The organism is Enterobacter sp. MALB-1, assembly GCF_041021625.1.
GTDB classification, from domain to species: Bacteria; Pseudomonadota; Gammaproteobacteria; order Enterobacterales; family Enterobacteriaceae; genus Enterobacter; species Enterobacter oligotrophicus.
This window is the reverse complement of sequence record NZ_JBDPJL010000001.1, coordinates 1967625-1980781: the sequence shown is the minus strand read 5'-3', so window position 1 is coordinate 1980781 and position 13157 is coordinate 1967625. Positions and strand designations below refer to the sequence as shown.

At 55.9% G+C, this 13157-nt stretch carries 13 protein-coding genes; 9 read left to right on the top strand and 4 right to left on the bottom strand.

Annotated elements, in window-relative coordinates; translation table 11 throughout:
* Positions 1 to 38: 38 nt before the first annotated feature.
* From lolB to dauA, 4 genes are all read left to right on the top strand, one after another.
* A complete protein-coding gene (gene lolB, locus ABGB15_RS09440; protein WP_215722196.1) occupies positions 39 to 650 on the top strand; it encodes a lipoprotein insertase outer membrane protein LolB in 612 nt (203 codons plus the stop codon).
* Entirely contained in the window at positions 647 to 1516 is an 870-nt protein-coding gene (gene ispE, locus ABGB15_RS09435) for a 4-(cytidine 5'-diphospho)-2-C-methyl-D-erythritol kinase (RefSeq protein WP_152081349.1), read from the top strand. The genes lolB and ispE overlap by 4 nt, the downstream gene beginning before the upstream one ends.
* A gap of 126 nt (positions 1517 to 1642) precedes the next feature.
* Positions 1643 to 2590 carry a ribose-phosphate diphosphokinase gene (gene prs / locus ABGB15_RS09430; RefSeq protein WP_003856663.1) on the top strand — a complete coding sequence of 316 codons (948 nt, stop codon included), beginning with the start codon at positions 1643 to 1645 and terminating at the stop codon, positions 2588 to 2590.
* Between the two features lie 124 nt (positions 2591 to 2714).
* On the top strand, positions 2715 to 4394 hold the full coding sequence (dauA, locus tag ABGB15_RS09425; protein ID WP_152081350.1) for a C4-dicarboxylic acid transporter DauA: 1680 nt from the start codon (positions 2715 to 2717) through the stop codon (positions 4392 to 4394).
* 64 nt (positions 4395 to 4458) lie between these two features.
* On the opposite strand, the gene ychH is transcribed toward dauA, so the two are convergent.
* Positions 4459 to 4734, bottom strand: a complete 276-nt coding sequence (ychH, locus tag ABGB15_RS09420) for a stress-induced protein YchH (protein WP_152081351.1) — start codon at positions 4732 to 4734, stop codon at positions 4459 to 4461.
* A 272-nt stretch (positions 4735 to 5006) separates the two neighbouring features.
* Here ychH and pth point away from each other — a divergent pair, with 272 nt between their 5' ends.
* A complete protein-coding gene (gene pth, locus ABGB15_RS09415) occupies positions 5007 to 5591 on the top strand; it encodes an aminoacyl-tRNA hydrolase (RefSeq protein ID WP_215722197.1) in 585 nt (194 codons plus the stop codon).
* A 126-nt stretch (positions 5592 to 5717) separates the two neighbouring features.
* Positions 5718 to 6812, top strand: a complete 1095-nt coding sequence (gene ychF, locus ABGB15_RS09410; protein ID WP_010432886.1) for a redox-regulated ATPase YchF — start codon at positions 5718 to 5720, stop codon at positions 6810 to 6812.
* A 78-nt stretch (positions 6813 to 6890) separates the two neighbouring features.
* Here ychF and ABGB15_RS09405 read toward each other — a convergent pair whose 3' ends face one another.
* Positions 6891 to 7658 (bottom strand): phosphate/phosphite/phosphonate ABC transporter substrate-binding protein, encoded by a 768-nt coding sequence (locus ABGB15_RS09405; protein ID WP_215722198.1) that lies wholly within the window; start codon positions 7656 to 7658, stop codon positions 6891 to 6893.
* A gap of 4 nt (positions 7659 to 7662) precedes the next feature.
* A complete protein-coding gene (locus tag ABGB15_RS09400; protein ID WP_215722199.1) occupies positions 7663 to 8622 on the bottom strand; it encodes a fatty acid desaturase in 960 nt (319 codons plus the stop codon).
* Positions 8623 to 8779: 157 nt separating this feature from the next.
* Here ABGB15_RS09400 and ABGB15_RS09395 point away from each other — a divergent pair, with 157 nt between their 5' ends.
* Together ABGB15_RS09395 and gap are read left to right on the top strand one after the other, a co-directional pair.
* Positions 8780 to 9760 carry a GlxA family transcriptional regulator gene (locus tag ABGB15_RS09395; protein WP_215722200.1) on the top strand — a complete coding sequence of 327 codons (981 nt, stop codon included), beginning with the start codon at positions 8780 to 8782 and terminating at the stop codon, positions 9758 to 9760.
* Between the two features lie 78 nt (positions 9761 to 9838).
* Entirely contained in the window at positions 9839 to 10849 is a 1011-nt protein-coding gene (gene gap / locus ABGB15_RS09390; RefSeq protein WP_152081355.1) for a type I glyceraldehyde-3-phosphate dehydrogenase, read from the top strand.
* Positions 10850 to 10888: 39 nt separating this feature from the next.
* On the opposite strand, the gene ABGB15_RS09385 is transcribed toward gap, so the two are convergent.
* Positions 10889 to 12076, bottom strand: a complete 1188-nt coding sequence (locus tag ABGB15_RS09385) for an MFS transporter (RefSeq protein ID WP_215722201.1) — start codon at positions 12074 to 12076, stop codon at positions 10889 to 10891.
* Positions 12077 to 12192: 116 nt separating this feature from the next.
* Between ABGB15_RS09385 and ABGB15_RS09380 the strand changes: the two genes are divergently transcribed.
* Positions 12193 to 13149, top strand: coding sequence for an AraC family transcriptional regulator (locus tag ABGB15_RS09380; protein ID WP_152081357.1), 957 nt, complete (start codon positions 12193 to 12195; stop codon positions 13147 to 13149).
* Positions 13150 to 13157 lie beyond the last annotated feature (8 nt).

Below are 13157 nucleotides of genomic sequence, written 5' to 3'. Positions count from 1 at the left end.
GTTATAACTGCAACGTATCTCAAGGATTTGTCATCATTATGACCCGACTGATTCGCCTGCTGCCTCTGGCGGCGCTGGTTCTGACCGCGTGTTCCATCACCCCGCCCAAAGGACCAGGCAAAAGCCCTGACTCGCCGCAGTGGCGTCAGCACCAGCAGGACGTGCGCAATTTAAGTCAGTACCAGACCCGCGGTGCCTTTGCTTATCTGTCTGACGAGCAAAAAGTGTACGCCCGCTTCTTCTGGCAGCAAACGGGGCAGGACCGTTACCGTCTGCTGTTGCTCAACCCGCTGGGCAGTACCGAGCTGGAACTCATCGCCAGGCCGGGTGAAGCGCAGATCACCGACAACAAAGGGCAGCATTACACCGCCACCGATGCGGAAGAGATGATCGGCAAGCTGACCGGCATGCCTATCCCGCTGAACAGCCTGCGCCAGTGGATACTCGGCCTGCCGGGTGACGCGACCGATTACACCCTCGATGCCCAGTACCGTCTGAGCCAGGTGAATTACACCCAGAACGGCAAAAGCTGGAAAGTGGTTTACAGTGCCTATGACAGCAACACGAAACCGTCGCTGCCATCCAATATGGAGCTGACGCAGGGCAGCCAGCGCATCAAGCTGAAAATGGACAACTGGATCGTTAAATGATGACCCACTGGCCCTCACCCGCAAAGCTGAACCTGTTTTTATACATCACCGGGCAGCGTGCTGACGGGTATCACACCCTGCAGACGCTGTTTCAGTTTCTTGACTACGGCGACACAATCTCTATTGAGCTACGTCAGGACGGGCAGATTCGTCTGCTGACGCCGGTTGACGGCGTAGAGCATGAAGATAACCTGATCGTGCGTGCCGCACGCCTGCTGATGAAGGCGGCGGCGAATACCGATCGGCTGCCTGCGGGCAGCGGCGCAGATATCCACGTTGAAAAGCGTTTGCCGATGGGCGGCGGTCTGGGCGGAGGCTCTTCTAATGCGGCTACCGTACTGGTTGCGCTGAATCACCTTTGGGGCTGTGGGTTATCGAAAGACGAGCTGGCAGCCTTAGGGTTGACGCTGGGTGCGGATGTGCCGGTGTTTGTGCGCGGTCATGCGGCGTTTGCTGAAGGCGTTGGTGAGATACTTTCGCCCGTGGAGCCAGCGGAAAAATGGTATCTGGTTGCCCACCCTGGCGTGAGCATTCCGACCCCTGTTATTTTCAAAGATCCTGACCTGCCAAGAAATACCCCGGTGCGGTCAATAGAAACGTTATTAAATTGTGAATTCAGCAACGATTGCGAGGTTATCGCAAGAAAACGTTTTCGCGAGGTTGATGCGGTGCTTTCCTGGCTGTTAGAATACGCGCCGTCGCGCCTGACTGGCACAGGGGCCTGTGTCTTTGCTGAATTTGACACCGAGTCCGCCGCTCGTCAGGTGCTTGAGCAAGCGCCGGTTTGGCTGCATGGTTTTGTAGCACGCGGGATGAACACCTCCCCCCTACAGCACGCCATTCTGGCGCAGACTGAGTTTCGGTGACAACGTCACCCTGTTCCAGACGTTGCATCGCGCTCTTTAATACACCGCCTGGATAGCATTTCGCTTAGGCCCCGCAGTTAGCGGCGAATGCTATCCACCACTGGACGCATGCCTGAGGTTCTTCTCGTGCCTGATATGAAGCTTTTTGCTGGTAACGCCACCCCGGAACTAGCACAACGTATTGCCAACCGCCTGTACACTTCCCTCGGCGACGCCGCCGTAGGTCGCTTTAGCGACGGCGAAGTCAGCGTACAAATTAACGAAAATGTACGCGGTGGTGATATTTTCATCATCCAGTCCACCTGTGCTCCAACGAACGACAACCTGATGGAACTGGTTGTTATGGTCGACGCCCTGCGTCGTGCTTCCGCAGGCCGTATCACTGCTGTAATCCCTTACTTTGGCTATGCCCGCCAGGACCGTCGCGTCCGTTCCGCGCGTGTGCCTATCACGGCCAAAGTTGTCGCTGACTTCCTGTCAAGCGTAGGCGTTGACCGCGTTCTGACCGTTGACCTGCACGCCGAGCAGATCCAGGGCTTCTTCGATGTTCCGGTTGATAACGTATTCGGCAGTCCAATCCTGCTGGAAGACATGCTGCAGCTGAATCTGGACAACCCAATCGTGGTTTCTCCGGACATCGGTGGTGTGGTCCGTGCACGTGCTATCGCAAAACTGCTGAACGATACCGACATGGCAATCATCGACAAACGCCGTCCGCGTGCTAACGTGTCTCAGGTGATGCATATCATCGGTGACGTTGCTGGCCGCGACTGTGTGCTGGTTGATGACATGATCGATACCGGCGGTACGCTGTGTAAAGCAGCTGAAGCCCTGAAAGAGCGTGGTGCCAAGCGCGTGTTCGCTTACGCGACTCACCCGATCTTCTCTGGTAATGCGGTGAATAATCTCCGTAACTCCGTTATCGACGAAGTTGTGGTTTGCGATACCATTCCATTGAGTGACGAAATCAAAGCGCTGCCAAACGTGCGTACTTTGACCCTGTCCGGAATGTTGGCCGAAGCGATTCGTCGTATCAGCAACGAAGAATCGATCTCAGCAATGTTCGAACACTAAGCGAACATGGCCGAAAAACCCGCTGCGGCGGGTTTTTTTGTCTCTGATATGTATTTGTATGATTAATGCCTCCTTCACCTGCCATTCACATGACAGATGATGCGCACACGGATGAAAGATAATTGTGAAAAACGTAACTTCCTCACATGTTCTGCCCTTTCGCGCCCTCATCGACGCTTGCTGGAAAGAGAAATATACCTCGTCACGTTTTATACGTGACGTCATCGCCGGGATCACTGTCGGTATTATCGCCATACCGCTGGCGATGGCTCTGGCGATTGGTAGCGGCGTGGCACCGCAGTACGGCCTTTACACCTCGGCTGTCGCCGGGATTGTGATTGCGCTGACGGGCGGCTCACGCTTCAGTGTTTCCGGGCCGACCGCTGCTTTTGTGGTGATCCTCTACCCGGTTTCTCAGCAGTTTGGCCTGGCTGGCCTGCTGGTCGCCACCCTGATGTCCGGCGTCTTTCTGATCCTGTTTGGCCTGGCCCGCTTTGGTCGGTTAATCGAGTACATTCCCCTTTCCGTGACGCTGGGGTTCACATCCGGGATTGGCATTACCATCGGAACAATGCAGATCAAAGATTTTCTGGGCTTGCAGCTGACGCACGTGCCTGAACATTACCTGCAAAAAGTCGGAGCGCTGCTGATGGCGCTACCGACCCTCAACGTGGGTGATGCCGCGATTGGGATTGTCACTCTGGGGACGCTGATTGCCTGGCCTCGTTTGGGCATTCGTCTGCCGGGGCATTTGCCTGCGCTGCTGCTGGGCTGTGCGGTGATGGCCATCGTTAATTTATTCGGTGGAAACGTCGCCACTATCGGCTCACAGTTCCACTATGTTCTGGCGGATGGTTCTCAGGGTAGTGGTATTCCACAGCTATTACCGCAACTGGTTCTGCCGTGGGATATGCCTGGCTCCAGCTTCACGCTGAGCTGGGATTCGCTGCAGGCGCTGCTGCCCGCCGCCTTCTCAATGGCGATGCTGGGGGCGATTGAATCCCTGCTGTGCGCCGTGGTACTGGACGGTATGACCGGCACCAAACATAAAGCCAACAGCGAGCTGGTTGGTCAGGGGTTAGGGAATATCATCGCGCCATTCTTTGGCGGTATCACGGCAACGGCCGCCATTGCCCGCTCTGCGGCCAACGTGCGCGCAGGGGCCACCTCACCGGTTTCGGCGGTTATTCACTCCGTGCTGGTGATCCTCGCCCTGCTGATCCTCGCGCCGCTGCTTTCATGGCTGCCACTTTCGGCTATGGCGGCTCTGCTGCTGATGGTGGCGTGGAACATGAGTGAAGCGCATAAGGTGGTAAATCTGCTGCGCCGTGCGCCAAAAGACGACATCATCGTCATGCTGATCTGTATGTCCCTGACCGTGCTGTTCGATATGGTTATCGCTATCAGCGTGGGCATCGTGCTGGCCTCGTTGCTGTTTATGCGCCGCATTGCGCAGATGACACGCCTCTCACCGGTTAACGTTGAGGTGCCTGACGATGTGCTGGTGTTACGCGTGATCGGCCCGCTGTTCTTTGCCGCCGCCGAAGGTCTGTTTAGCGATCTGGAGTCCCGCATTGCGGGCAAACGCATTGTGGTGCTGAAATGGGATGCCGTGCCGGTGCTGGATGCCGGTGGGCTGGATGCCTTCCAGCGCTTCGTTAAGCGTCTGCCGGAGGGTTGCGAGCTGCGGGTCAGTAACCTGGAATTCCAGCCGCTGCGCACCATGGCACGCGCTGGCGTGCAGCCAATCCCTGGTCGCCTGGCTTTTTATCCCGATCGCGAAGCCGCGCTAAAGGATCTGTAATCTGCAACCGTAAAAAAAACGACTCTGAAAAGAGTCGTTTTTTATGTTCTTTAATTGCAACGCACTAACTGTGCTTATGCTGGTCACGGCGGCAACGTTTGTCGTAATGGCGCACCCACCAGTATCTGTCACTCACCTGTTCGTGGCCGCTCACACGCGCCCCTGCCAGCCACAACACTGCACCAATAAAGATGCTCAGCACCGCGCCATGCGCGAAGTATTGTGGAAGGTCAAGCTGCGGTAACTGGTTTAAAATAGAATAACCCACACCGACGACCATCACCAGGAGTCCCAACCCCATCAGTACGTTACCGAGTATCGAAGCGTTTTTGCGTTTCATATGTCACCTCCGGAACCTGGGTTGTAAGGGATAATCCCCTAATCCTTGTGTGTAAAGTATAGACAACACCGCTTATATGAGTTGCGTGAATGATCACAATTACAGACGACGTCCGGACAAAAGTTTACAAATAAGCGCCTGAACAGCTTGAAATTCTAATGGTTCAGACCAGTAATTATTCACATTTCCGCCTGACTGCCCCATAACTTTGTCAAGCGGCTCGCCAGACAGTAAACTACGCGCCAGATCTGGAACCCATTAGGAATTGAATCGTGACGATTAAACTGATTGTCGGCCTCGCCAACCCAGGCGCAGAATATGCAGCGACCCGCCATAATGCCGGTGCCTGGTATGTCGATCTGCTGGCCGAACGGTTACGAGCCCCGCTGCGTGAAGAACCGAAATTCTTCGGGTATACCTCACGCATCAACCTTGCCGGTGCAGATGTGCGGCTGCTGGTGCCCACCACCTTTATGAACCTGAGCGGCAAAGCCGTGGCGGCAATGGCAACGTTTTATCGCATCAATCCGGATGAAATTCTGGTTGCTCATGACGAGCTTGACCTGCCCCCTGGTGTGGCAAAATTTAAACTCGGCGGCGGTCATGGCGGTCATAATGGCCTGAAAGACATTATCAGCAAACTGGGGAATAACCCGAATTTTCACCGTTTGCGCGTGGGAATCGGCCATCCGGGCGATAAAAACAAAGTTGTGGGTTTTGTTCTGGGTAAGCCTCCGTTTTCTGAGCAAAAATTAATTGATGAAGCGGTAGACGAAGCGGCGCGCTGCACTGAAATCTGGCTCAAAGAGGGCTTAACAAAGGCGACAAATCGCTTACATGCCTTTAAAGCGCAATAATCAGGGCAATACGGCTTTTTTGCCGCGCACCCTGCAGGTTACGTGTATAATAGGCGTAGTTATTTACTTTTCTTCAATCGGTTATCTCTAACGGATTGATTATCAAGATATTAAGGTGATTTAGAAATGGGATTCAAATGCGGTATCGTCGGTCTGCCAAACGTGGGCAAATCCACCCTGTTTAACGCGCTTACCAAAGCGGGTATCGAAGCGGCGAACTTCCCGTTCTGTACCATCGAGCCAAACACTGGCGTTGTGCCAATGCCCGATCCGCGTCTGGACCAGCTTGCGGAAATCGTTAAGCCGCAGCGCATTCTGCCAACCACCATGGAGTTCGTGGACATCGCGGGCCTGGTTAAAGGGGCTTCCAAAGGTGAAGGTCTGGGCAACCAGTTCCTGACCAACATTCGTGAAACCGAAGCGATCGGTCACGTTGTGCGCTGCTTCGAGAATGACAACATCATCCACGTGAATAACAAAGTGGACCCGGCAGACGACATCGATGTTATCAACACCGAACTGGCGCTCTCTGACCTCGATACCTGCGAACGCGCTATCCACCGTGTGCAGAAAAAAGCGAAAGGCGGCGATAAAGACGCAAAAGCCGAACTGGCCGCGCTGGAGAAGTGCCTGCCACAGCTGGAAAACGCGGGCATGCTGCGCGCGCTGAAAAACCTGACCGAAGAAGATAAAGCTGCGATCAAATACCTGAGCTTCCTCACTCTGAAGCCAACTATGTACATCGCCAACGTCAACGAAGACGGTTTTGAAAACAACCCGTATCTGGATAAAGTGCGCGAAATCGCCGCTGCTGAAGGTTCTGTCGTGGTTGCCGTTTGTGCCGCCGTTGAATCTGACATTGCTGAACTGGACGACGCCGACCGTGAAGAGTTCATGGCGGAGCTGGGCCTGGAAGAGCCTGGCCTGAACCGTGTGATCCGCGCAGGCTACGAACTGCTGAACCTGCAGACCTACTTTACCGCTGGCGTAAAAGAAGTCCGTGCATGGACCATCCCGGTTGGCGCGACTGCGCCGCAGGCAGCGGGTAAAATCCACACCGATTTCGAGAAAGGCTTTATCCGTGCTCAGACCATCGCGTTTGAAGACTTCATCACCTATAAGGGTGAACAGGGTGCGAAAGAAGCCGGTAAAATGCGTGCAGAAGGTAAAGATTACATCGTTAAAGATGGCGACGTGATGAACTTCCTGTTCAACGTTTAATCCTCTCCATCCTGCTTACAAAATCCACGCCGTTGCGTGGATTTTTTATTTCTCGCCTGACGCGGTTAGATAATAACGTTAATACGGAGCGAGAAGCCGGGCATACGGCTGACGCGTCATCTCACTAAATCCCTTAATCAACACGGCATCGCAAACGCCTCTGTATTCCGGTGCTTTTACCAGCGCATTCAGCGCATCCCGAAGGGCATGCAGGGTGTCGGCTGATGTCGCACGGGAGGTGATTAACGGCAAACCCGGCGTCAGTGGAGTACAATCAATCACTGCCAGTCCTTCAGATAATTGTGGTTCATGGCGTTGCAACAGCGCATACGTTACGCAGTCGATAGCCGCGATGTCCCCTTCCCCGCGCCTTACAGCCCTCAATGATTGGCGATGGCTGCCGCTAACATTCATCTGCGAGAAAAATCGTCCGTTAACTGCGAGCAGTGCCACCTTTTTCAGCAGGGCGTTATAGCCTGACTGGGAATCGAGCGAGTTACATACCGCACGCCGCCCGTGAAAATCGGCAAGTTGATGATGTTTATCTTCCTCACGCACCACCAGAAAACTGCGGTACTGCTCCCCTTCGCAGCCCGGTGCAGAGTAGTGAAAACAGCCGACAACCTGCACGTCTGGCAACTGTGTGACCAGCGGATAGCCGCAGGTCTGGCTCAAAATAAGCCGGGGATCTCGCCAGTGTTCCAGCAATTCCGCGTCCGGTACACCTGGCGCAGCATCGCCCACCGCCACGCCGCGCGCGGCCAGCAGCGTTTGTACTGCCCGCCATAACGCGTCGGTATTTGCGCGATCCACAGCATACATCGGGAACGCCAGCAGGTTACTCATTCCCCTAATCCTTTTTAATTCCCGGATGAACGGTAATGTCCACCGCCTTGCCCCAGAACTGGCGAAGCCATTCGCCGTATCCTTTCACCATAAAACCGTGGTTTCGCTGTTGATAATCGTCGCGATTTCGCAGATAGATACTCTTCAACCCGTACCAGGGCACACCAGGGAGATCGTGGTGCACTGAATGATAGTTGAGATTTAAAAACAGCACCTGCCAGAACAGTCCGGCCTCGTTAATCACCGACCGCGCCAAAGGATCGTCCGTCGCGCGATGTTCAAGGAAGGAGCGCACCTTAGTCAGCGCCAGCGCAGGGTAGCTCACCGCCAGCACAAACCAGAGAGGTGAGAAACCGATGTGATCCATCCAGGCGAAAAGTACAATCAGCAGCGCAACATGCACCAGCCACATCACCATCGCCCGAAGGTGACACTGACGAAACGCCACCACCGCGCTGTTGAGTGTCTGAACAATATCCAGCAGCGGTGCCAGCAGCACGCGCCCGATAAAGGTATTCCGCGCGTGGATGAGCCTTTTCTGCCACGGCGAAAACCGCGCCCAGCTCTCTTCGGTAAAATAGTATGACTCCGGATCATCCACCGGAACAGTCAGGTGATCGTTACGGTGATGGGCCAGGTGGGAATCCCGGTACAGACCATACGGATACCAGACAGCCAACGGCAGCGTGCCGAAAAGCTGGTTAATCCGCGGGAAACGCGTGGGATGACCATGAATTAACTCATGCTGAAGTGACATATACCAGGCGGTAAACCAGACAAGCAGCAGCGTGGCGGGCAGCAACCCCAGCGTTTGCCAGTACGCCAGCGTGGAAAACCAGCCGCCGTAAAGAGTGATGATTAAGAGCCAGGTTGGTAGTTCACTTCGCCACAGAAAACCCGCGGCGAGATGATGAATCTCATTGCGTTGTTGTTCATGCAAATAGAGGGAGTGTCGTTTACCCATTCCGTCAGACGCCGTTTCCGTCAGTAACTATTGAGCATGACGATCCCGGATAACGTCTGAAATAACAAACAACTTAAATCGCTTTGCTTTGCCAAAAAGTGATACAGCCGCGCATCTCCGGCTTGACTTATTCTGTGTTAAAGGTACTTTTCAGGACATGAAGAAGATCCTGATTATCGTTCCTGACGGCGGCATGCTGTTTGAAGCCGCCGGTATCGCCGACATTCTGATGCAGGCCAACCGGCTGCACCCGGAAGGCACGACCCATCCCTGCTATCGCATTATCATTGCGACCACCCAGCCTCACCAGGTGATCCACGGCCAGTCCGGGTTAAACCTGCTGGCAGACTACCGCCTGCCGGAGCTGGACCCGCGCGAGCCGCTGGACACCATCATCATTACCGGGCGTGGCATGAACGAGCAGGAGAGCACCGCCGTGGTGGACTGGCTGCATCTTGCTGCTCCGCACGCGCGTCGGATTGCCTCCATTTGTGGCGGTGCGATGCTGCTGGCACAAACCGGTTTGCTTGATGGACGGCGCGCGACGACGCACTGGCGGTTGCTGGAAACCATGCAAACGCTGTACCCGGCAATCACGGTTGAAGGCGGCCCGCTCTATATCCAGGATGGCCCAGTCTGGACCTCAGGAGGCGTCAGCTCCGGGTTCGATCTCACGCTGGCGCTGGTTGAGGACGATTACGGTTTTTCCCTCGCCCGCGATGTCGCCCAGGATATGGTGATGTATCTGCGCCGCCCTGGCGGACAATTGCAGTTCAGCCGTTATAACCTGCAGCATTCCGGCTCCACCGGCCCGATTAGCGAGCTACAGACCTGGATACTGCAAAACCTCACCGCCGATTTGTGTGTGGAAAATCTGGCGGAAAGAGTCGCCATGAGTCCACGCAATTTCACCCGCGTGTTTACCCGCGATACGGGCGTCTCTCCGGCGCGTTATGTGACCGAAGCACGCCTTGCCGCCGCTCGCCAGCTGCTTGAGCAAACAGCGGAGACGCTTGAGAACATTGCGGAGAAAAGTGGTTTTGGCAGCAGCATCAATCTGCGCCGCGTTTTCGAGAAACAACTTCATCTCACGCCGGGTGAATACCGCCAGCGCTTCCACTGCCGCAAAATGGCGTAATGTGATCCTTTTTTGTCGTTTACGCCACTTAGCCTGACGCCTACAGTAACGCCAGACAACACTGATAAGGAGTCCATCATGGTTAAGGTCGGTATTAACGGTTTCGGCCGCATCGGGCGTAATGTTCTGCGTGCAGCGCTGGGTAATCCGGAAATTCAGATTGCCGCTATCAACGATCTGACAGACAGCAAAACGCTTGCTCATCTGCTGAAATATGATTCCCTGCTCGGTACGCTGCCGGTCCCTGTTGAAGCGGCAGACGGCGCTCTGCAGGTGGATGGTCAGCGGATCACGGTGTTTAGCGAACGCGACCCGGCAAATATCCCCTGGCGTGATGTCGGCGTTGACGTGGTGATTGAAGCGACAGGTTTCTTCACCGAACGTGACAAAGCCGCGGTGCATATTACGCACGGTGGAGCGAAACGCGTCATCATCTCCGCACCAGGCAAGAACGACGATCTGACGATCGTGATGGGTGTCAACCACACGCTGTACGATCCCGCTCAGCACGTTGTGGTGAGTAACGGCAGTTGCACCACGAACGGACTCGCTCCGGCGGCTCAGGTGTTGCATCAGGCGTTCGGCATTGAGCATGGATTGATGAATACCACCCACGCCTATACCAACAGCCAGGCGCTGCACGATCAGCCGGAGAAAGATCTGCGTGGTGCGCGAGCTGCAGCGCTGTCGATTGTCCCTTACTCCAGCGGGGCGGCTAAAGCGCTGGGCAAAGTGATCCCTGAGCTGGATGGGCGTCTGACCGGGTATTCTCTGCGCGTTCCTGTTCCGGTAGTGTCGATTGTCGATTTAACGGTGACGCTAAGCCGTGATGTCACCGCCGACGAAGTGAATGACGCGTTCCGCAAAGCCGCCACCAGCGGAGCACTGAAGGGGATTCTGGGTTACAGCGATGAGCCTCTGGTCTCCAGCGATTACCAGGGCGACCCGCGATCGTCCATTATCGACGGGCTCTCAACGCTGGTCATTGGCGGCAACATGGTCAAGATCCTGGCGTGGTATGACAACGAGTGGGGCTTCTCGAACCGACTGGTGGACCTGGCCGTGTGGATGGATAAGAAAGGGTTGTAAGCTCACCTCATTCCCTCTCCTCCGGGAGAGGGAACAGGGCTACTCCGCCTTAACTCTGACGCCCATAAACACAATCACCATTGCGGTCACCAGCAACAAGCCGCTCCCCATGAATACCCCGCTGGCACCGTTGAGATCGAACACCGCACCGCCCCCTGCCGCACCCGCGCTTATCGCCAGTTGGATGGACGCCACCAGCAGCCCTCCGGCACTTTCTGCCTCATCCGGAACCGTGGTTGCAAGCCAGGTTGACCAGCCCACCGGCACCAGGCCAAAGGCAAAGCCCCACAGCGCGACCAGTAACCCGTCCAGCATCGCCAGATGACCAAACGCCACCATGGTCAGCGCCAGTACACCCATCACAAAAGGCACCAGCGCCAGCGTCAGACGTAAGTTGCGTGCCAGCAGATGTCCGGCAAGAGACGTGCCGACAAAGTTGGCGAGCCCGAAGCCCAGCAGGATCAGCGAGATGCTTTCCACACTCGCCTGCCCGACGGTTTCCAGGAACGGTCGCAGGTAGGTGAAGAAGGCGAAATGACCGCTGAAGATCAGAATCGTCGCCAGCATCCCGCCGATCATTCCCGGACGTCGCAGCACGCGGAATAACGTTCCCAGACTGCCGCTACTTTCCGGTTTCATTGACGGGAGCACCCACAGCTGCCACAACAGCGCCAGCATGCTAGGCAAAATACAAAGGATAAAGACGTTACGCCAGCCAATCAGGCTACCCAGATAACTCCCCAACGGCGCAGCCACTACCGTTGCAATCGACACGCTGGAGAAGATCACCGCCAGCGCTTTGGGCACTTTATCGGCAGGCACAAGACGCATTGCCGTGGCGGTGGACATCGCCCAGAATCCCCCGATCGCGATACCGAGCAGCAGACGTCCCATCAACAGCACATGCAGCGTGGGCGCGAAAGCAACCAGCAGGCTGGAGATAATCTGTAAAACAGAGAAGAACATCAGTACCCAACGCCGGTCGATGCTTTTGGTAGCTGACGTGATAAGCAATCCGGTGACCAGCGCCACCAGGGCGGTGGCGGTCACGGCTTGTCCGGCCATGCCTTCCGTCACGCCCAGGCTTGCCGCCATCGGCGTTAATAAACTGGCTGGCAGGAACTCCGCCGTAATCAAGCCAAACACCCCCAGCCCCAGAGAATAGACGGCTCGCCAGGCGGGTTTTGCGGGCGTAGCGGCCTCTCTCGCTGCGACACATGCGTTCATCTGTTGTACTCCCGTTATAAAAATGTGACTAATGTCGCAAAAGCATAGAGTGTTCCTAATGGACGATCTATGACATATAATCTCCACTTATTGATTATTCGTCCGGAGTTGTGCCGATGAGCGTCCAGTCACCCGATTTAATCAGCGAGCTTTTACGCGGTATGCGTCTGTCAGGCGTGAAATACCGGCGGATCGAAGCCAGCTCACCGTTTGGCGTGGCATTTCAGCAAGCGCCTGGCAAGGCACAATTTCACTTCGTGAGCCACGGTACGGCACTGCTGCGCATGGAGAGCGGCGCGACGTTCGGGTTGAATGGCGGCGATGCCTTATTCATCCCAAACGGCAACGCCCACGCCCTCCTCTCTGACGAACATGCGAACGTGACGCCGGTGAATGCCTTTCCGAGCGAGCCAATATGTAACTCGGTCTGCGCCATTCGCTGCGAACCCTGCCCGGAGAGTGAGAAGACCGTTATCTTCAGCGGATGCATGGATTTTGAGCTTGGCGGGATGCAGCCGCTGATTAAGGCGATGCCGGAAGTGATGATGGTAAGCCGGTTAATGTCCACCTGGCCGGAGATCCACCCACTGCTGGCGGCCATGGAGCGTGAGTCGATGACGCGTCAGGTCGGGTTTGCCGGAATACTGGCACGTCTGGCGGATGTGGTCGCCGCGCTGATTGTGCGCGGCTGGGTAGAAGCCGGGTGCGGCAAAGCCACGGGTTGGGTACAGGTGTTACGCGATCCCCGTCTGAGCCGGGCGATTTATGCCATGCATCAGCAACCTGGCGTAAACTGGAGCGTGGCAGATCTGGCGAAAGAGGCGGGCACATCGCGCTCCGTATTTGCTGAACGTTTTCTCTCGGCTACAGGCACCACGCCGGCAAAATACCTCGCCGAGTTAAGGATGCGGCTGGCGATCCAGTACATTCGCCATGAGCATCAGCCTGTCGAAACCGTCGCGCTGCGTCTGGGATACGGGTCGCTGGCGGCGTTTAGCCGGGCGTTTAAGCGCATCGTCGGCCATGCGCCGGGAACATTGCGGGAAGCCAGCCAGGCCCCGGAAGAGGTCTGACCGGCAGG